At 62.5% G+C, this 20,071-nt stretch carries 15 protein-coding genes and 2 pseudogenes; 15 read left to right on the top strand and 2 right to left on the bottom strand.

Translation table 11 applies throughout. The annotated features are described in order from the left end of the window. Positions 1-444: 444 nt before the first annotated feature. The 9 genes and pseudogenes from kdgD to R3355_RS02055 all read left to right on the top strand — a co-directional run bounded on the left by kdgD (position 445) and on the right by R3355_RS02055 (position 12,872). Positions 445-1,356 (top strand): 5-dehydro-4-deoxyglucarate dehydratase, encoded by a 912-nt coding sequence (gene kdgD / locus R3355_RS02095; protein ID WP_318959853.1) that lies wholly within the window; start codon positions 445-447, stop codon positions 1,354-1,356. Positions 1,357-1,413: 57 nt separating this feature from the next. Continuing rightward, on the top strand, positions 1,414-2,856 hold the full coding sequence (locus R3355_RS02090; protein WP_318959852.1) for an aldehyde dehydrogenase family protein: 1,443 nt from the start codon (positions 1,414-1,416) through the stop codon (positions 2,854-2,856). A gap of 142 nt (positions 2,857-2,998) precedes the next feature. Then, entirely contained in the window at positions 2,999-4,354 is a 1,356-nt protein-coding gene (gudD, locus tag R3355_RS02085) for a glucarate dehydratase (protein ID WP_318959851.1), read from the top strand. Between the two features lie 72 nt (positions 4,355-4,426). Then, positions 4,427-5,782, top strand: a complete 1,356-nt coding sequence (locus tag R3355_RS02080) for an MFS transporter (RefSeq protein WP_318959850.1) — start codon at positions 4,427-4,429, stop codon at positions 5,780-5,782. A 14-nt stretch (positions 5,783-5,796) separates the two neighbouring features. Continuing rightward, the gene (garD, locus tag R3355_RS02075) at positions 5,797-7,353 is read left to right on the top strand and encodes a galactarate dehydratase (RefSeq protein WP_318959849.1); all 1,557 of its coding nucleotides are present in this window, start codon (positions 5,797-5,799) and stop codon (positions 7,351-7,353) included. 1 nt (position 7,354) lies between these two features. Next, complete coding sequence (locus R3355_RS02070) at positions 7,355-8,773, top strand: FAD-binding oxidoreductase (RefSeq protein ID WP_318959848.1); 1,419 nt, start codon at positions 7,355-7,357, stop codon at positions 8,771-8,773. Positions 8,774-8,799: 26 nt separating this feature from the next. Further along, positions 8,800-9,738 (top strand): 2-hydroxyacid dehydrogenase, encoded by a 939-nt coding sequence (locus R3355_RS02065; protein ID WP_318959847.1) that lies wholly within the window; start codon positions 8,800-8,802, stop codon positions 9,736-9,738. A gap of 207 nt (positions 9,739-9,945) precedes the next feature. After that, entirely contained in the window at positions 9,946-11,571 is a 1,626-nt protein-coding gene (locus tag R3355_RS02060; protein ID WP_318959846.1) for a methyl-accepting chemotaxis protein, read from the top strand. 215 nt (positions 11,572-11,786) lie between these two features. After that, a pseudogene (locus R3355_RS02055) lies at positions 11,787-12,872 on the top strand (IS5 family transposase). 212 nt (positions 12,873-13,084) lie between these two features. On the opposite strand, the gene R3355_RS02050 reads toward R3355_RS02055, so the two are convergent. Together R3355_RS02050 and R3355_RS02045 are read right to left on the bottom strand one after the other, a co-directional pair. Then, positions 13,085-14,194 (bottom strand): SMP-30/gluconolactonase/LRE family protein, encoded by a 1,110-nt coding sequence (locus R3355_RS02050; RefSeq protein WP_318959845.1) that lies wholly within the window; start codon positions 14,192-14,194, stop codon positions 13,085-13,087. 139 nt (positions 14,195-14,333) lie between these two features. Next, complete coding sequence (locus tag R3355_RS02045; protein WP_318959844.1) at positions 14,334-15,587, bottom strand: OprD family porin; 1,254 nt, start codon at positions 15,585-15,587, stop codon at positions 14,334-14,336. 610 nt (positions 15,588-16,197) lie between these two features. On the opposite strand from R3355_RS02045, the gene R3355_RS02040 reads away from it, so the two are divergent. From R3355_RS02040 to R3355_RS02015, 6 genes and pseudogenes are all read left to right on the top strand, one after another. Further along, positions 16,198-16,383, top strand: a complete 186-nt coding sequence (locus R3355_RS02040) for a hypothetical protein (protein WP_318959843.1) — start codon at positions 16,198-16,200, stop codon at positions 16,381-16,383. Positions 16,384-16,409: 26 nt separating this feature from the next. Beyond that, a pseudogene (locus tag R3355_RS02035) lies at positions 16,410-16,556 on the top strand (NAD(P)-dependent oxidoreductase); the annotation flags it as partial. 204 nt (positions 16,557-16,760) lie between these two features. Beyond that, positions 16,761-18,005, top strand: coding sequence for an RNA polymerase sigma factor (locus R3355_RS02030; RefSeq protein ID WP_318959842.1), 1,245 nt, complete (start codon positions 16,761-16,763; stop codon positions 18,003-18,005). A 150-nt stretch (positions 18,006-18,155) separates the two neighbouring features. Further along, positions 18,156-18,500 (top strand): YciI family protein, encoded by a 345-nt coding sequence (locus R3355_RS02025; RefSeq protein ID WP_318959841.1) that lies wholly within the window; start codon positions 18,156-18,158, stop codon positions 18,498-18,500. A gap of 43 nt (positions 18,501-18,543) precedes the next feature. Then, positions 18,544-19,335, top strand: a complete 792-nt coding sequence (locus tag R3355_RS02020) for a DUF899 domain-containing protein (protein ID WP_318959840.1) — start codon at positions 18,544-18,546, stop codon at positions 19,333-19,335. Between the two features lie 120 nt (positions 19,336-19,455). Next, positions 19,456-19,890, top strand: coding sequence for a YybH family protein (locus tag R3355_RS02015; RefSeq protein WP_318959839.1), 435 nt, complete (start codon positions 19,456-19,458; stop codon positions 19,888-19,890). The last annotated feature ends 181 nt before the right edge of the window (positions 19,891-20,071 follow it).

The raw sequence follows: 20,071 nt of genomic DNA, 5'->3' as shown, positions 1-20,071 counted from the left end.
CGGTGATGGTGGCGGATAAACAGTGGGAAGGCATGCAAGCCTTGGTATTCGTAATCATGGCGGGGCCTGATTTTTTGTTTTTAGAGATGTCATACGTTGTCGTATGACTTGGGTGGATTATCAGCAGCGTCTGACAGGCTTGTCAACGAGACTTTTGCAGAAAATTGTTGGGAGCGACCGTCGGCATTGCGGTTAAAGCAGGCCGCAGCACTTTGCCCTGAGGCCGTCTTGTCGGTGCTGAAACCCTTATAGCGGTGCGCTTGTGCCTGGGTGGATAGGAGTGCGCGTGTTCGTGCCCTAATCTTCTGGCGTGGATGGCGGCAGAAGGTCAGGCGATAACCGGTCAAGGAAAAGTATGGCATTGCTTAGTGTTGTACGATAACGTAACTCTACAGTCTCGACTGATGCTCCTCTCCACCATTCGCTCTACAGGGTGTTCGCACAATGAATCCACAAGAACTGAAGTCCATCCTCTCTTCCGGTCTGCTGTCTTTCCCCGTGACCGATTTCGATGCTGCCGGCGATTTCCGCGCCGACACCTATGCGCGCCGCCTGGAATGGCTGGCGCCTTACGGTGCTTCAGCGCTGTTCGCCGCTGGCGGCACCGGTGAATTTTTCTCCCTGACCGGCAAAGAGTATTCCTCGGTGATCAAGACCGCGGTCGACACCTGCGCCGGCAGTGTGCCGATCCTCGCCGGTGTCGGTGGCCCGACCCGTCAGGCCATCGAGATGGCCCAGGAAGCCGAACGCCTGGGGGCCAAAGGTCTGCTGCTGCTGCCGCACTACCTGACCGAAGCCAGCCAGGAAGGCGTTGCGCTGCACGTCGAAGCGGTGTGCAAATCGGTAAAAATCGGCGTGGTGGTCTATAACCGCAACGTCTGCCGCCTGACTGCAGCGCTGCTCGAACAGTTGACCGAGCGCTGCCCGAACCTGATCGGCTACAAAGACGGCATTGGCGATATCGAGCTGATGGTGTCCATCCGTCGTCGTCTGGGTGATCGGCTCAGCTACCTGGGCGGCCTGCAAACGGCAGAAATATATGCCGCTGCCTACAAGGCCCTGGGCGTACCGGTGTACTCCTCGGCGGTGTTCAACTTCATCCCGAAAACCGCCATGTCCTTCTATAACGCCATGGCCCGCGACGATCACGCCAGCGTCGGCAAGATCATCGATGAGTTCTTCCTGCCGTACCTGGACATCCGCAATCGCTGCGCCGGTTATGGCGTCAGCATCATCAAGGCTGGTGCCAGGATTGTCGGCCATGACGCCGGCCCTGTGCGCACCCCGCTGACCGATCTGCAGCCGGAAGAGTACGCAATGCTCGCCGCATTGATCGAAGCCCAGGGCGCGCAGTAAACGCCGCTTGACCGATAGCGGCGCGATCACGCGCCGCGCACAGACAGGAGGCTATTCGTGGCCAATCCACAGCGTTACGACAACTACATCGGCGGCCAATGGCTCGCCGCTGCCAGCTATTCGAGCAATATCAACCCGTCCGATCTCTCCGATGTGGTCGGCGAATACGCCCAGGCCGATGCCGCTCAGGTTGACCAGGCCATTGCCGCCGCCTGCGCCGCTTTTCCGGCCTGGTCGACTTCCGGTATCCAGGCCCGCAGCGATGCGCTGGACAAGGTCGGCAGCGAAATCCTCGCCCGCCGCGAAGAACTCGGTGCGCTGCTGGCCCGGGAAGAGGGCAAGACCCTGCCCGAAGCCATTGGCGAAGCGACCCGTGCCGGCAATATCTTCAAGTTCTACGCTGGCGAATGCTTGCGTCAGGCCGGTGAAATGCTGGCCTCGGTGCGTCCCGGTGTGTCGGTGGAAGTCACCCGCGAACCGCTGGGGGTGATCGGCCTGATCACTCCGTGGAACTTTCCCATCGCCATCCCGGCCTGGAAAGTCGCTCCGGCCCTGGCCTACGGCAACTGCGTGGTGTTGAAACCGGCCGATCTGGTGCCGGGTTGCGCCTGGGCGATTGCCGAAATCATCTCCCGCGCCGGTTTCCCGGCCGGGGTGTTCAACCTGGTGATGGGCAGCGGCCGGGTGGTCGGTGAAACCATCGTCCAGCACCAGCAGGTCGACGGCATCAGTTTTACCGGTTCGGTCGGCGTCGGCCGTAGCATTGCCGCCAGTTGTGTGGCGCGCCAGGCCAAGGTGCAGCTGGAGATGGGCGGCAAGAACCCGCAGATCATCCTCGACGATGCCGATCTGAAAACCGCCGTCGAGTTGTCGGTGCAGAGTTGCTTCTACTCCACCGGCCAGCGTTGCACCGCCTCCAGCCGGCTGATCGTCACCGCCGGCATCTACGACCGGTTCGTCGCGGCCATGGCCGCGCGGATGCAGTCGATCACCGTCGGCCATGCCCTGGAGAAAGGCACCGATATCGGTCCCGTGGTATCCCAGGCCCAGCTGGAGCAGGACCTGCGTTATATCGAGATCGGCAAGGCCGAGGGCGCACGCCTGGTCTGCGGCGGCGAGCGCGTTTCCTGTGAGCAGGATGGCTACTACCTGGCCCCGACTCTGTTTGCCGACTGCACGGCGGACATGCGCATCAGCCGCGAAGAGATCTTCGGTCCGGTGGCCAATATCATCCGCGTGGCCGATTACGACGAGGCGCTGGCCATGGCCAACGACACCGAGTTCGGTCTGTCCGCCGGTATCTGCACCACCTCGTTGAAGCACGCCAACCACTTCAAGCGTCATGCCCAGGCCGGTATGGTCATGGTCAACCTGCCCACTGCCGGGGTGGATTACCACGTGCCGTTCGGTGGCCGCAAAGGTTCGTCTTACGGCAGCCGCGAGCAGGGTAAATACGCCCAGGAGTTCTATACCACGGTGAAGACCACTTACATCGGTTGAGACCGGCACCGGTCTCAACCGCGTAGGGTGGATCACGTTTCACCGATCCACCACAGCGTCGTTGTGGTGGATGAAAAAGCGTCATCCACCCTACGACCGCCACAAGAGCTTTATTCCGCCCAACAATAAAAAGGGAACGGTCATGAGTACAGCTAACACTGCCGGCACCTTCTCCGGTGCCCCGATCATTACCGAGCTGCAGGTCGTGCCGGTTGCCGGCCACGACAGCATGCTGCTCAATCTGAGTGGTGCCCACGGCCCATTCTTTACCCGCAATATCCTCATACTCAAGGACAACGCCGGGCGCATTGGCGTCGGCGAGGTTCCCGGTGGCGAAGCCATCCGTCAGACCCTGGAAGATGCCCGGCCCTTGCTGGTGGGCCAGTCCATCGGCAACTACAACGGCCTGCTCAACCAGGTGCGCAAGGCCTTCGCCGACCGCGACTCGGGCGGGCGTGGCCTGCAGACCTTCGACCTGCGCATCACCATCCATGCGGTCACCGCCCTGGAGGCGGCGCTGCTCGACCTGCTCGGTCAGCACCTCGGTGTGCCGGTAGCGGCGCTGCTCGGCGAGGGCCAGCAGCGTGACGCAGTGGAGATGCTTGGTTACCTGTTCTTTATCGGCGACCGCGAGAAGACCGATCTGGGCTACCGCAACGAAACCGAGGCCGATGACGCCTGGTTCCGCGTGCGCAACCAGGAGGCGCTGAGCCCCGAGACCATCGTCCGTCAGGCCGAAGCGGCCCATGCGCGCTATGGCTTCAACGATTTCAAACTCAAGGGCGGCGTGCTGCGTGGCGGCGAAGAGGTCGAGGCAATCCGCGCCCTGGCCGAGCGCTTCCCGGATGCGCGGGTGACCCTCGACCCCAATGGCGGCTGGTCCCTGGCCGAAGCCATCGAGCTGTGCCGCGACCTGCACGGTGTGCTGGCCTATGCCGAAGACCCCTGCGGTGCGGAAAACGGTTACTCCGGCCGCGAGGTGATGGCCGAATTCCGCCGCGCCACCGGCCTGCCGACCGCGACCAATATGATCGCCACCGACTGGCGGCAGATGGGTCACTGCATCCAGTTGCAGTCGGTGGACATTCCGTTGGCCGATCCGCACTTCTGGACCATGCAGGGTTCGGTGCGCGTGGCGCAGATGTGCAACGAGTGGGGCCTGACCTGGGGCTCGCATTCCAACAACCACTTCGACATCTCCCTGGCGATGTTCACCCATGTCGCGGCGGCCGCGCCGGGCAAGGTCACCGCCATCGACACCCACTGGATCTGGCAGGACGGCCAGCACCTGACCCGCAATCCGCTGCAGATCGAAGGCGGTCTGGTGCAGGTGCCCAAGACCCCTGGCCTGGGCGTGGAGCTGGATTGGGATGCTCTGGCCAAGGCCCACGAGCTGTACCAGGGCATGGGCCTGGGCGCGCGCAACGATGCCGTGGCCATGCAGTACCTGATCTCCGGCTGGCAGTTCGACAACAAGCGCCCCTGCCTGGTGCGCTAAAGCGCGGTCCGGCGGCCCGGTGTCCAACGACACCGGGGCCGCTTTACGCGAATTTCTCGATGAGTTGGCCAGATGCAAGCAGTCAAACCAGGCCGGGTGCGTTATTCCATCCTGCTGATGCTGTTCCTCGTCACCACGGTCACCTTTGCCGACCGCTCCAGCCTGTCGATTGCCGGTGCCGCGCTGCAGGCGGACCTGGGCATCGATGCGGTGATGCTCGGCTATATCTTTTCGGCGTTCGGCTGGGCCTATGTGATCGGGCAGATTCCCGGTGGCTGGCTGTTCGATCGTTTCGGGGCCAAGCGCGTGTATTTCATCACGCTGTTGTGCTGGTCGCTGTTTACCCTGTTGCAGGGTTTTGTCGACATGCTGTCGCTGGCCTGGGCCATCGTTACCCTGTTTGTGCTGCGCCTGACGGTAGGTTTTGCCGGGGCACCGTGTTTTCCCGGCAATGCACGGATCATCGCCGCCTGGTTCCCGACCCGCGAGCGGGCCACCGCCACCGCCATGTCCACGTCGGCGCAGTATGCCGCCACCGCGGTATTCGCCCCGCTGATGGGCTGGGTGGTGCAGGACCTGGGCTGGCAGTATGTGTTTTTCGTACTGGGCGGCCTGGGCCTGCTGCTCTGTGGCGTGTGGCTCAAACTGATGCACGGCCCGCGTGAACATCCACGTCTGGGCTCGGCCGAGTTCGCCCATATCGAAGACGGCGGCGCGCTGATCGATATGGCCCCGCGCCCTGCCGGTGCGGACGGCTCACAGTGGCGCTCTCTCAAACTGCTGCTGACCCAGCGCACGCTGATCGGCCTGTACCTGGGCCAGTACTGCAACAACGCCATCACCTATTTCTTCCTCACCTGGTTTCCCGTGTACCTGGTGCAGGCGCGCGGCATGAGCATTCTTACCGCCGGCTTTATGGCGGCGCTGCCGGCCATCAGCGGCTTCATCGGCGGCGTGCTCGGCGGCCTGGTGTCGGATGGCCTGCTGCGCAGCGGCTATTCCCTGACTCTGGCGCGCAAGCTGCCCATCGTCGTCGGCATGCTGCTGGCGAGCAGCATTGTGCTGTGTGTATATGCCGAGAGTGATACGGCGGTGATCGGCCTGATGGCCCTGGCGTTTTTCGGCAAGGGCTTCGGTTCCCTGGGTTGGACGCTGGTGGCCGACACCTCGCCCCGGCAGATCGTCGGCCTGTCCGGTGGGCTGTTCAATACCTTCGGCAACCTCGCGGCCATCACCACACCTATCGTGGTCGGTTACCTGGTCAGCCATACCGGTTCGTTCGATGCGGCGCTGATCTATGTCGGTGCCAACGCTGTGCTGGCGGTAATCAGTTATCTGTTTATCGTCGGTCGTATTCATCGGATCGAGCTGGACGAGCCGCCAAGCCGTGCGGCTGAAAGCGCCGTGGCGGCGTCCAACTTGAAATAGAGGAGAGCATGTCCATGCAGTTGATTTCCCATCAGGATTCGCCGCGCTATATCCGCTTGCACCCGGCCGACAACGTCGGTGTGGTGGTCAATGAGCAGGGCGTGGCCAAGGGCGGCCGCTTTGCCGATGGTTTGGAGGCTGTCGAGGGCATTCCACAGAGCCACAAGGTGGCGTTGCAGGACATCGCCTTGGACGGCGAAGTAGTGCGTTACGGCGAGGTCATCGGTTACGCCCTGGAACCCATCGCCGCCGGGCGCTGGGTGACCGAGGCGCAACTGCGTATGCCGGAGCCGCCCGCCCTGGACAACCTGCCCAAGGCGACCTTGCCGGCCGTGCCGGTCGAGCCGCTTACGGGTTATACCTTCGAGGGTTTCCGCAACCCGGACGGCAGCGTCGGCACGCGCAATATCCTCGGCGTGACCACCACCGTGCAGTGCGTGGTCGGGGTGCTCGGCTACTGCGTGGACCGGGTGCGCAAGGAGCTGCTGCCCAAGTATCCCAACGTCGACGACGTGGTGGCCCTGTCGCACAGCTATGGCTGCGGCGTGGCGATCAACGCACCGGATGCGGTGGTGCCGATCCGCACCCTCTATAACATCAGCCGTAACCCCAACCTCGGCGGTCAGGCGCTGGTGATCAGCCTCGGCTGCGAGAAGTTGCAGGCCAGCCAGTTGATGGATGGCGATCAGCTCACCAACGGCATGGACGAGGAGGAATGGCTGTTCCGCCTGCAGGACTCCAGCAAGGGCTTCGCCGGCATGGTCGAGCAGATCATGGCGATGATCGAGGCGCGCCTGCAGGTGCTTGATCGGCGTCGCCGTGAAAGCGTGCCGGCCAGCGAGCTGGTAGTCGGTATGCAGTGTGGTGGCAGCGATGCCTTCTCCGGTATTACCGCCAACCCGGCCCTCGGTGTGGCCGCCGATCTGCTGGTGCGCGCCGGTGCCACGGTGATGTTCTCCGAGAACACCGAGGTGCGCGACGGCATCCACCTGCTCACCCCGCGTGCGGCCACGGTGGAAGTGGCCGATGCGCTGATCCGCGAGATGGATTGGTACGACCGCTACCTGCAGCGCGGCATGGCCGACCGCAGCGCCAACACCACGCCGGGCAACAAGAAGGGCGGGCTGAACAATATCGTCGAAAAGGCCATGGGCTCGATTGCCAAGTCCGGCTCCAGCCCCATCGCCGGGGTGGTGTCACCGGGTGAGCGGGTGCGTGGCAAGGGTCTGTGGTTCTGCGCCACGCCGGCCAGCGACTTTATCTGCGGCACCCTGCAGATCGCCGCCGGGATGAACCTGCATATCTTCACCACCGGCCGCGGCACGCCCTATGGCCTGGCCATGGTGCCGGTGATCAAGGTCGCCACCCGTACCCAGCTGGCCGAGCGCTGGCCGGACCTGATCGACGTCGACGCCGGGCAGATCACCAGCGGGCGCAAGACCCTGGATGAGATGGGCTGGCATATCTTCCAGCTGTATCTGGACGTCGCCAGCGGCAAGCAGCAGACCTGGGCCGAGAAGCACAGGCTGCACAACGACCTGACCCTGTTCAACCCGGCTCCGGTGACCTGAGATGAGCGGAGTATCCGCAGCGCTGCTGCAGGCCCTGCACTCTGTGGTGGGCGACGCCGGGCTGATCACCGATGCCGAGCGCATGCACAGCTACCTGAGTGACTGGCGCAACGCCTACCGCGGGCAGGCCGCGCTGGTGCTGCGCCCGGCCAGCACCGAGCAGGTGGCCGAAGTGGTGCGCCTGTGTGCCGAGGCAGGTGTCGCCCTGGTACCGCAGGGTGGCAATACCGGCCTGTGTGGCGGCTCGATTCCCGATGACTCGGGCACCCAGGTAGTGCTGTCACTGACCCGCATGGCACGTATCCGTGCCGTCGATATTGGCAACGAAACCATTACCGTCGAGGCCGGAGTGATTCTCCAGCGCCTGCAGGAGGCGGCCGCCGAGGTGGGCCGGCTGTTTCCGCTATCGCTTGGCGCCGAGGGCAGTTGCACGGTCGGCGGTAACCTGGCGACCAACGCCGGCGGTACCGCCGTGCTGCGTTACGGCAATATGCGCGACCTGGTGCTGGGCCTTGAGGTGGTATTGCCCGACGGGCGCATCTGGAACGGCCTGCGTGGCCTGCGCAAGGACAACACCGGCTACGACCTCAAACAGCTGTTCATTGGTGCCGAGGGCACCCTGGGGATCATCACCGCTGCCGTGCTCAAGCTGTTTCCCGCCGTGCGTAGCCTGACCACTGCCTGGGTGGCGCTGCCCAGCCCGCAGGCCGCCGTTGAGCTGATCGGACGGATGCGCGGCCTGTGCGGCGACCGCTTGACCGGCTTCGAGCTGATGTCGCGGCAGAGCCTGGCGTTCGTCCTGCGGCATGTGGCCGGTTGCAGCGATCCTTGCGCCGAGGAGCATCCCTGGTACGTGCTGATCGAGCTGAGCGATACCCAGCTCGACGCGACCTTGAACGAGTTGCTGGAGCAGGGGCTTGGCGATGCCCTCGAACATGGGCTGATCCTCGATGCCGTGATTGCCGGCAGCGAGGCGCAAGTCGCCGCGCTCTGGGCTCTGCGTGAAGGTATCTCGGAGGCGCAGAACCATGAAGGGCCGAGCCTCAAGCACGATATCAGCGTGCCGGTCAGCAGCATTCCGGCCTTTATCGAGGCCACTGACCGGCGTTTGCTGGACGGTTTCCCCGGTGTGCGCATCGTCGCCTATGGCCATGTCGGTGACGGCAACCTGCATTACAACATCAGCAAACCGGTGGCCGCCGAAGATGCGCCATTCAAGGCGCAGCACGAGGCGATCATGCGGCTTATCTACGATTCGACCGTCGCCTTCGACGGCAGCATCAGCGCCGAGCATGGCCTGGGCCAGGCCAAGCGCGAGGGGGCCAGGCGCTACAAGGACCCGCTGGAACTGGAACTGATGCGCAGCATCAAGCAGACCCTAGACCCGAGCGGATTGATGAACCCCGGCAAGCTGCTGTGAACCAGGCAATCGAGGCAAGAGTCCCCATGGTTAATTCCAGAGTGTTACAGATCGGCCCGCTGAGCGAACGCTTCAACCGCACGTTGGCTGATCACTATCAGGTTACCGCGCTATGGCAGCAGGCCGATCCACTGCGCTTTCTCGAGGAGCAGGGCGGGCAGTTCGAACTGCTGGTCTCTTCGGCCCGCTTCGGCTGCAGCGCCGAGCAGCTGCAGTGCCTGCCGAACCTGCGCGCCATCTGCAGCTTTGGCGTGGGTTACGACCCCTATCCGCTGGAGCTGCTGCGTGATCGCGGCATCGTCCTCAGCACCACCCCGGATGTGCTCAACGACTGCGTGGCCGACCTGGCCATGGGCCTGATTATCGACACGGCACGGCAACTGGCCGCGGCCGACCGCTTCGTGCGGCAAGGACAGTGGCTCACGGGCAACTACCCGCTGACGCGTAAGGTCAGCGGCAAGAAGCTCGGCATTGTCGGCCTCGGCCGCATCGGCCAGGCCATCGCCCGCCGCGCCGAAGGCTTTGCCATGCCGGTGCGCTATCACAAGCGCTGTCAGGACTTGAGCAGCCCCTATGGCTTCGAGGCGGATTTGTTGGCGCTGGCGCGCTGGGCGGACTTCCTCGTGCTGGCCTGCCCAGGTGGCGCGGCTACTCATCACTTGATCGACGCCGACGTGCTGGCGGCGCTGGGGCCGCAGGGCGTTCTGGTGAACATCTCCCGCGGCAGCGTGGTCGATCAGACCGCGCTGGTTGCGGCGCTGCTCGATGGCAGCCTGGGCGGCGCGGGGTTGGATGTGTTCGAAAGTGAACCCGCCGTGCCAGCAGAGCTGTTCGTCCTGCCCAATGTGGTGTTGCTGCCTCACGTCGGCAGTGGCACCCACGAAACCCGCTTGCAGATGGAAGAGCTGGTGCTGGCCAATCTGCAGGCATTTTTCGACAAGGGGGAGCTGCTGACGCCGCTCTGAACCCACCTGAATATGAGGGTTCGCCGCACGGTGCACCGTCATATCCGGGTCGTTGCCACAAGCGCCGACCCGGTCTCTTACGTCTGTTTAACTGACACCTTTGCTGTAGCGGCGCACCACAAGTGCGCCTTTTAAAAATCACCCTACAACAACTATGCAATCACTCTCTGTAAAGAGGGGTAAGCCAACGGGGGCACCGAGGTTTTCATGCTGCTACGTAACTGGAATATCGCCCGCAGGGCCGCGTGTCTATTCGCCCTTCTTGCCCTGGTCGTGGCGTTACTCGGTATGTTTTCCTTGGGCGAAATGACCAGCATCCGCGAGCGCGCTGCCACCATTGAGAAGGACTGGGTGCCGAGCATCCGCATCGTCAACAGCATTCGCGAAAATATGCTGCGAATCCGCACCATTTCCCTGCACATGGCCCTGGATACCGAGATCGGTAGCCTGGACACTTATATCGACCAGTACGAAGTCCGCAACAAAGTGCTGAGCGATCACCTCAAGGACTTTGAAGCCTTTATCAACTCCCCGCACGAAGAGCGCCTGTACGGCCAATTCAAGCAAGGCCTCGCCAGTTACCAGCGCGGCATGGCCGACTCGTTTGTGTTGGCCCGTAGCGGTGATAGAGCCGCGCTGAACAAGCTGTTGTTGGTGGACATGAAACCAGTGGTGGATGGCACCGGCGCGCAGCTGGCATTGCTGGGTGAAATTTACGCCAAGGGCATCGAGCAGGAAGGCAAAGTCTCCGCCGAGCACTACGGGTATTCCCGCTACATCGTTATCGTCTTTATCGTGGTTGCAGCCTTCGCCACAGTGTTGCTGGCCTGGCTGCTGACCCAGAGTATCGTGCGTCCGCTGCGTGGCGCGGTGCAGGTGGCGCAATTTATCGCTGACGGCGATCTGACCAAACTGATTCAAGTGGATGGCAATGACGAGATCAGCCAGTTGCAGAGTGCCCTGGGCCGTATGCAACAAAAACTGCGGGAAATCCTGGCAGATATCTCTGGCTCCTCTACCCAATTGGCCGCCGCCGCCGAAGAGCTTAATGCGTTCACCGAAGATGCCAGCCGTAGCCTTCTGCAACAAAACAATGAGATCGAACAGGCCGCCACTGCGGTGAATGAAATGAGCGCGGCTGTGGATGAAGTGGCGCGTAATGCAGTGTCTACCTCCGATGCTGCAAAGGCGTCGAATCAAGCGGCGCAAGTGGGCAATAGTCGTGTTAGCGAGACCATCAGCGCTATCGGTGGTTTGTCTGCAGAAGTGGAGGCTACTGCCGGCCTGGTGCGTCAACTGGCGGGGCAGTCCCAGGATATTGGCAAGGTGCTGGACGTGATTCGCGCCATTGCCGAACAGACCAATTTGCTCGCCTTGAACGCTGCCATCGAAGCGGCCCGTGCTGGCGAGTCCGGGCGCGGTTTTGCGGTGGTGGCGGACGAAGTCAGAGCCCTGGCTCACCGCACGCAGAACTCCACCCAAGAAATCGAGCAGATGGTGTCCACCATGCGCACCGGTGCCACCCAGGCCCTGACCTCCATGCAATGCAGCAGCGCCTTGGCGCAATCCACGCGCAATCTGGCCGAGAGTGCAGGCGTGGCATTAGGGGAAATCACCAGCGCAATCGGTGAGATGTATGAGCGTAACCTGGTGATTGCCAGCGCGGCAGAAGAACAGGCGCAAGTGGCGCGCGAAGTGGACCGTAACCTGGTGAATATTCGCGACCTGTCTGTGCAGTCAGCTACCGGTGCCCAGCAAACCAGCGTCTCCAGCCATGAGCTGTCGCGCTTAGCGGTGGATCTGAATCGGCTGGTTAATCGGTTCAGTCTTTAAACGTGAAGATAGTCGAGGTGCAGAGTCGATTTACTTGTTTTCTGACGAGCCCATTTTGCTCAAGCAACTTCTGCTGTCCCTTATGGGCAGGTGGCTCCGGCAGTACTGTGGTTGCCTATGCCGAGCAGCATTAGCAGGCCGTTGAAAAAAGCCAGAGTCCGCTTGGCTCTGGCAAAATGGCGGCCATCCTTTTCTGCCGAAGCCAGCCCAAGCCGATGCGTGGACTCGACCTCAACCAAAACGAGCTGTTCAGCTACACGACGCTGGAACAGCGTATCCCGAACGATTACCCGCTGCGTCTATTGCGCGAGCTAGTCGATGCTGTCCTTACGTCGATGGACCAGGACTTCGACGGGCTGTATTCCACTCTGGGGCGCGCCTCGATTGCGCCGGAACGGTTGCTACGCGCCTCGTTGCTGCAGGTGATCTACACCATTCGCTCCGAGCGGCAGTTGGTCGAGCAGATTGATTTCAACCTGCTGTTTCGCTGGTTCGTCGGCTTGTCGATGGACGAGCGCATGTGGGATCACTCGACCTTCAGCCAGAACCGCGACCGGCTGTTCAATCAGGATGTCGCGCGCCTGTTCTTTCAGCGCATCAAGTCGCTGGATGAATGGTCCGAGTACGCCAGCGACGAGCATTTCAGCGTCGATGGCACGCTGATCGACGCCTGGGCCTCGCACAAGTCCTTCATCAAGAAGGACCGCGGCGAACCACCGGAGGATGGCACGCGCAACCCCGATGCCGACTTCAAGGGGGAGAAGCGCAGCAACGCGACCCACCAATCGACCACCGACCCCGAGGCCCGGCTGGCGCGCAAGAGCAATGGCGATGCCAGTCGCCTGGCGCATATGGCACATACGATGATGGAGCACCGCAACGGCCTGATCGTGGATGTGGAATGCACCTAGTTCAATGGACGTGCCGAAGTGGAGGCGGTCCTGGAGATGCTGGAGCGCACGGCCAAGCCGGGCAGCACGGTGGGTGCGGACAAGAATTACGACCAGAAGCGTTTTGTGCAGGGGGCGCGCGAGCTGAAGGTGACGCCGCATGTGGCGCAGAAGCGCAAGGGCAGCGCCATCGACGGGCGGACTACACGGCATCCGGGATATGCCACCAGCCAGAAGATCCGCAAGCGGATCGAAGATGGCTTTGGTTGGCTGAAGACGGTTGGCGGCCTGCGCAAGACCAAGCTGATCGGTCGCGCCAAGCTGAGTGCTCAGTTATTGCTGGGTTTCTCGGTCTACAACCTGATCCGCCTGGGCAGCCTGTCGGGCTGGTGGCGAGGCTCGCATGTATAGGGCGAGTTGCGCCCAAAAAACGCCGAAAGGCGTGAAACTGGTGCTGAAACCGGTCAAAAAGGCCTGAGGCCAGGCCTGTTGTGGACTCCGTTAGGCCCAATCGCTTGAAAAAGCGTCAATCCAAACGGGTTGGGGCAGTTAAAGCCGAATTTTTCAACGGCCTGCTAGTAAACACAAGACTGCAGGCTAGCCTGCAGTCGGGTCTGGGATATTCAAGCAAAGGTGGCGTCACGTGTATTGACGTAGAGGGCATAAAGCGAGTGGCTGCTAGCCATAAATAGGCGGTTGCCTTTATTGCCACCAAAGCACAGATTTCCACATCGTTCAGGCAGCTTGATGTGGCCGATTGCCTTGCCCTGGGTATTGAATATCATGACGCCATCAAGGCTCTCCAGCTTGGCGCCTTGTGCGCCGCTGCTGCCCCAGCCACACCAGAGATTGCCGTCCTCGTCACACTTGATGCCATCCAGCGCACCGTGCTCCTGAGCTTCGATATGCTTGTGGCGCTCTCCCAGGGAACCATCATCATTGACCTTGTAGGCCCAGATCAGCCGATTTGGCTTGGCCCGGCCTTCGACGACATACAGGACTTTTTCGTCAGGTGAAAAGCACAGGCCATTGGGGCCGGAAATGCTGTCGATGACACGGGTGACTTTGCCGCTGTTGCCATCGATGCGATATACCGCGTCGGGTAGGACGGGAGCAATTTTGTGGCCCTCATAGTAATTCCCGGTCTGGAAGGGCGGGTCGGTAAACCAGACCGAACCGTCGCGCTTGACCACGACGTCGTTGGGGGAATTGAAGCGCTTGCCGTCATAGCTATCGGCGAGGACTGTGATGCTGCCGTCGTATTCAGTGCGGGTGACCCGGCGGCCTTGATCGTTTGTGGTCGAGCCTTCGCAGGTAATCAATCTGCCCTGGCGATCACGGGTCAAGCCATTTGAATGGTTCGAGGCGTCCCGGAAGATGCTGAATGACTCGCTGATTTCGTCCCAGCGCATAATCCGGTTGTTGGGAATGTCGCTGACCAGGAGATAGCGGCCATCGCCAACCCACACCGGACCTTCGGCCCAGCGCATGCCGGTGGCAAGCTTCTCCACGCTGGCGTTGAACAGGCGGTATTTTGTGAAGCTCTCGTCAAGAATCTCGACGAGTGCATCCGGGTAGCGTTGCGTCAGCGGTTGCGCATCAACCAGTCGGGGCAGACCCAGGCTGCCAAGGGAGGCAACGCCGGCCGAGAGTACCAGTGATTTCCTGAGAAACTTCCGGCGGGAAGTTTCTGCGCTGCTGTCTTTTGAACATTCATTTTTTATTGTGCTCATTGAATTTCTCCAGTTTCCAGATGATTTTCAGGGGCTTGCAATGCTCGATCAGGTTTTTCTGTTGTAAAAAAGCCCGTCGCGAGGACGGGCCGAAGGTGCCGTAACACATGGAGTAATCAGACGCAGGTAAAGCCGTGAATCAGAGAATCGACAGTGGGTAGTTGAAGATCAGGCGGTTCTCGTCGAACTCGTTGCTGCTGAAATCGCGGCGGATGCTCGCGTTGCGCCATTTCATCGACAGGTTCTTCAAGGTGCCGCTCTGGATGACATAGGTCAGTTCGCTGTCGCGGCCCCACTCTTTACCGTCGGTAGTGGCGCCAACATGAATGTTGTCGCCACTGGTGTAGCGGTTCATCAGGGTCAAACCGGGAATGCCAATGCCGGCGAAGTTGTAGTCATGGCGCACTTGCCAGGAACGTTCCTGGGCGTTGTCGAAGCTGGAGTTGAAGCCATCGTTGGCCAGCATGCCGCCACTGGTGCCGTTAACGCGGATCCACTTGTCGTCGCCGCTGAGCTTTTGCAGGCCGACATAAAGAGCATGGGCGCCAGTCTTGGCGGAGAACAGGCCCGAGTAGGTCTTGTTGTCCAGTTTGCCGGCCAGTTCGCTGCCGTCTTCACTGCCGACGAAGTAACCGAGGTTTGCCCCCAGGGTCCAGTCGCCAACTGGCTGGTTATGCGTCAGTTGCAGGTATTGTTGGTTGTAGATGTCTTTCAGCTCGGCGTTCCACAGGCCGATCAGGGTACGATCCTGGTTGAATCGGTATTCGCCGCCGGCAAAGTTGAAGCGGTCGCTGGTAATGCCGGTGCGGCCGTTCATCGCCATGTCCTCCATGCTGGCGTCATTGCGCAGGCTGGTGGCGCGCATTTGTCCGCCATAGAGGGTTAGACCGTGGATTTCCTTGGAGGTGATTAGCCCTCCCTGGAAGGTCTGCGGCAGCGAGCGGCCGTCGTCGCTGCGCAAGATGGGTAGCACTGGCGCGTGCTCACCGACTTTCAGTTCGGTCTTGGACACTTTGGCTTTGGCGGCAATAGCCAGACGTCCGTAGTTGTCTGCTGCTTGGCCGTCATCATGAATCGGCAACAGCTGAGTACCGTTGGTGCCGCGACCACTATCCAGTTTGAACGCGCTCATGCCCAACACATCCAGGCCGAAGCCAACGCTGCCTTCGGTGAACCCCGAGCGGGCGTCGAGGATAAAGCTCTGGGTCCATTCCTCGGCCTTGCCCTGCGGATAGGCTGGGTCGACGAAATTGCGGTTGATATAGAAATTGCGCAGGCCGAGGGTGACCTTGGCGTCTTCGCTGAAGCCGGCGGCCTGGCTGCTGAGTGGCAAGGCGAGGGCCATGCTGCCTGCGGTGAGCAGGGCGAGCGAAAGGGCATTGCGTGCAGTCATTGTTGTTGTGCTCCCATTTTTGAACAAGCCGTCCCCTGCCTGCCTCGAGTAGCCAGCGGCGAGCGAAAGGAACGGGTGAGTTGCCCCATGCCAGGGCGACAGGCGTGTCCGAGGTCGGAACGCGCCCCTGCTTCGGGCTTAGCCGTCGGCGAATGCGGTGGGTATGTGCGGGTGTAGCCGGGGGCGTCCTGCTGGCGCGCGCGAAGCGGGGCCGGCCGGGAGGGGCGAGAAGCGAGCCGATGCGGCGGGGGCAACAGTCGTCATGGTAGGGCCTTGGGTTTTGTTTTTATAATTAGTTATATGTTGTCGTACAACGTTGGCTGGATTATCGGCAGCCTTAGCCGGCTTTGTCAACGCGTCCCTAGGCGAAAGTTCAATACGGAAAAGGCGCTAGCAGGCGACCAGCACTCATCGTTGAGTGCGCGTATTTTCAGGCTTTAAGGGGTTTCATGTGGATTTTTCGGTTGCCGCAGGCCTTACCAGGTACGCCCCACGGTGCCGACGGCTGGCCGCCTGCAGTGCATAGTGGGCTGCTATTGTTGGGTGTGTTGTGTGATAACGTATGACATGATTTGGCAGCTTGTTTCCGGCCGCACTATCGGAGACGCTGATGCCGCACCGCCTTATCGAGGGCTCGCAAAGCCTGACGCAACTGATTGCGCCAGCCGAGTTGCTGCGCCTGGTCGAGGCGGCAGCCGCTGCCACAAACGTGTTTCAGTCGGGCGAAGTGAGGCTGCACCTGAGTCTGTATGAGCACTTCAGCTTGGCGGTACACAGGAGGACTTCGTCCATCTGATTTTTTACATCCTGGCGGGGCGCACGGATGAGCAGAGGCGCTTGTTGTCCCGGCAGATCGTCCGCGCGGGACGTTGGCCGGTAGCGACCTTCCCGCTGGCGCGCAAGGTCAGCGGCAAGCGCCTGGGTATTGTCGGCCTCGGGCGCATCGGCGAGGCCGTGGTGCGGCGCGCGCCATGACCGGCCGGTGGGCTGTTAGGGGGATGACGAGCGACTCGTAGGGTGCACCATGCGCACCAAGTGCTCACCACGTATAACGCGCATAACCGCCGGTGCGCGCCGCACAACCTACGCCGGTCGGTCGATTGTTCCATCCCGTTGTCCTCGCCGACCAGGCGGCCTACGCTCACAGGCTCATCAGTCGAAGGGAGGGAAACCATGGACGCCGCCGACGAGCTGCACGAACTGCTGGCCGCTCTCTACCGTGACGAGTCGCGGCGGGTGCTGGCGACCCTGATCCGCCTGCTGGGCGATTTCGACTTGGCCGAAGAGGCGCTGCACGAGGCGTTTCGGGTGGCGATGGAGCAGTGGCCGCGCGATGGTGTACCGGCCAATCCGCGGGCCTGGCTAGTGTCGGCGGGGCGCTTCAAGGCCATCGATGGCCTGCGTCGTCAGGCGCGTTTCGAACCGCTGGATGCGCAGCTTGCCGATAGCATTGCCGCGCGCGATCAGCCGCCGTGGGACGGCGACAGCGTCGAGGACGACCGCCTGCGCCTGATCTTCACCTGCTGCCACCCGGCGCTCGCCGCCGATGCCCAGGTGGCGCTGACCCTGCGCGAGATCTGCGACCTCAGCACCGAGGACATCGCCCGCGCCTTTCTCACCAGCCCGAGCACCGTGGCCCAGCGCATCGTGCGGGCCAAGGCCAAGATTCGCGATGCGCGCATCCCCTACGAGGTGCCGGGGCGCGGCGAACTGGCCGAGCGTCTGGAGTCGGTGCTGCAGGTGATCTACCTGGTGTTCAACGAGGGCTACTTCGCCAGTTCCGGCGATGCGCTGACCCGCAGTCACCTGTCCAGCGAGGCCATTCGGCTGGGGCGGCTGCTCCTCGACCTGTTGCCCGAGCCGGAAGTCATGGGCCTGCTGGCCTTGATGCTGCTGCACGAGGCGCGTCGCCCGGCGCGGACCTCGGCGAACGGTGAGCCGGTGCTGCTGGACGAGCAGGATCGCTCGCTCTGGTCTGCCGAGCTGATCGCCGAAGGCGACATCCTGGTGCTGCAGGCGCTGCGCTCGCGACGGTTCGGCGCTTATGCGTTGCAGGCCGCCATCGCCGCCGTGCATGCAGAGGCGCCGAACGCCGCGGCCACCGACTGGGCGCAGATCGTCGGGCTCTACGACGCCCTGCTGCGCATCTCGCCCTCGCCGGTGATCGAGCTCAACCGCGCGGTGGCGCTGGCCATGCGCGACGGCCCGGCAGCCGGTCTGGCCCTGATCGAAGCCCTGCTCGAGCGTGGCGAACTGGCCGACTACCACCTGGCACATGCCGCCCAGGCCGATCTCTATCGCCGTCTGGGCCGCAGCGGCGAGGCCCGCGCCGCTTATCGGTGCGCCCTGCACTTGGCCCGGCAGGGACCGGATCGGCAGTTCCTGCAACGGCGCCTGGACCAGCTGGCCGACGGTTGAGGCGTGTTGCGGCCAAGCTTGTCGGTGCGTACGGCGCACCCTACGGGGTGGCCGTTGGTCGGGCGTAGAGATATTTTTCCTGGCGCTGTCGATTGCCGCGTCTGGCGCTCGACTATTGAATACCCAGCCCCATGTCATCCGGAGCACATCATGAAATACCTCTGCCTGGTCTACAGCAACGAACAGCTGCTGCACGACTCCCCCGACAGCCCGCGTGACGAGGAGTGCTTCGCCTACGCCGAATCGGTGCGCAACAGCGGCCGCATGCTCGCCGCCGAGGCCCTGCAGCCGGTGGAGACGGCGACCACGGTGCGCCTGCGCGGCGGCAAGTTGTCGATCACCGACGGCCCCTTCGCCGAGACCAAGGAGCAACTGGCCGGTTTCTACCTGGTCGATGCCCGCGACCTCAACGAAGCCATCCAGATCGCCGGCAAGATTCCGGCGGCGCGGGTCGGCAGCGTCGAAGTGCGGCCGGTGCGCCAGCTGGACGTGTGAGCGGGCCGCACCGCGAGACAATCCATCACCGGGAGTTCAGGCCATGAACCGCAATGACTACCCACTGCCCCGTATTGCCAGCCGCGAAGAGTGGCTGGTGGCGCGCAAGGCGCTGCTGGAGAAAGAGAAGGCCCTGACCCGCCAGCGCGATGCACTGAACGCCGAACGTCGGCAACTGCCGATGGTCGCGGTGACCCAGGATTACCGCTTCCAGGGGCCGCAGGGCGAACTGCGCCTGGTCGACCTGTTCGAGGGACGCAGCCAGTTGATCATCTACCACTTCATGTACCTCCGTGACCGCGGCGAGGGCTGCGACGGCTGTTCCAGCCTGGTCGACAACATCGGCCACCAGGCCCACCTGCACGCGCGCGACACCACCCTGGCGCTGGTTTCCCGCGCACCGCTGGCGGAGCTTGAGGCGTTCAGGCGGCGCATGGGCTGGGTCCTGCCCTGGTATTCCTCCTACGCCAGCGCCTTCAATTATGACTACCACGTCACCACCGACGAGGCGGTGGCGCCGGTGGAGTACAACTACCGCGACAAGGCCGCGCTGGAACGCTTGGGTCTGACCTATCACGTACAGGGCGAACAGCCCGGCGTCAGCGTGTTCCTGCGCGACGGCGAACGGGTCTATCACTGCTATTCCAGCTACGGCCGCGGCCTGGACATTCTCATGGGCACCTACAATTACCTCGACCTGACGCCGTTCGGCCGCGGCGAAGGCTGGGACGGCATGCCCGACCTCGACGGCAAGGGCATGCACTGGACCCGCCTGCATGACGAATACCAACAACCGGCGCCCGCCCACGCGTGTTGCGCGCCGAACGAAGCCTGAGAGGCTGGGGAAAAACTCTCGCCTAACGCGCCTTGCCGCGAACACCAGGAGACGGTCTCGCTACGGCGCTCGATATTTTCACAATCGCTGACCCCGCACCCTGCAAGAGGAGATAGAGCAATGATCATCGATACCCCACAAAGCCAGCTCAAACACGCCATCGACAGCTGGGCGAAGGCCGCACAGTCCAAGGATGTCGAGCGCATCATCAGCCACTACAGCGACGAAGTGGTGGCCTATGACGCCATCGGTCCGTTGCGTTTCGTCGGTCGCGAAGCCTATAAGGCGCACTGGCAAGCCTGCATGGAGATGTGTACGGGCGAGGGCGTGTTCGAGGTGCACGATCCGAGTTTCATGATCGACGACAACCTCGGCGTGGCCCATTACCTGTTGCATTGCGGCGGCACCGACGACAAGGGCCAGACGCAGACCTGCTGGATGCGTGTCACCCAGTGCTTTCGCAGACAGGGCGAGCGCTGGTTGATTGCCCACGAGCATTTTTCCGTGCCCAGCGATATGGAAAGCGGCAAGGCGCTGTTCGACCTGACGCCGTGATGGGGGCGACAGCCCTGCCCGCAACCACTGTGGCGTGGCGCGTGCCCGATCCGGGTAGGGTGCGCCGTGCGCGCCGCGGTCAGCGAACGATGCGCTCGGCGTGCCCGGTCTTTATCCGCGAGTTTGCTGACTGAAAGACAACGCCGCCCGACAGCTCTTATGCGGAGCACTCGCACCTGCA

The organism is Pseudomonas sp. (genome assembly GCF_033723075.1).
Lineage (GTDB): Bacteria > Pseudomonadota > Gammaproteobacteria > Pseudomonadales > Pseudomonadaceae > Aquipseudomonas.
This window is presented reverse-complemented; position numbering and strand designations above follow the sequence as displayed.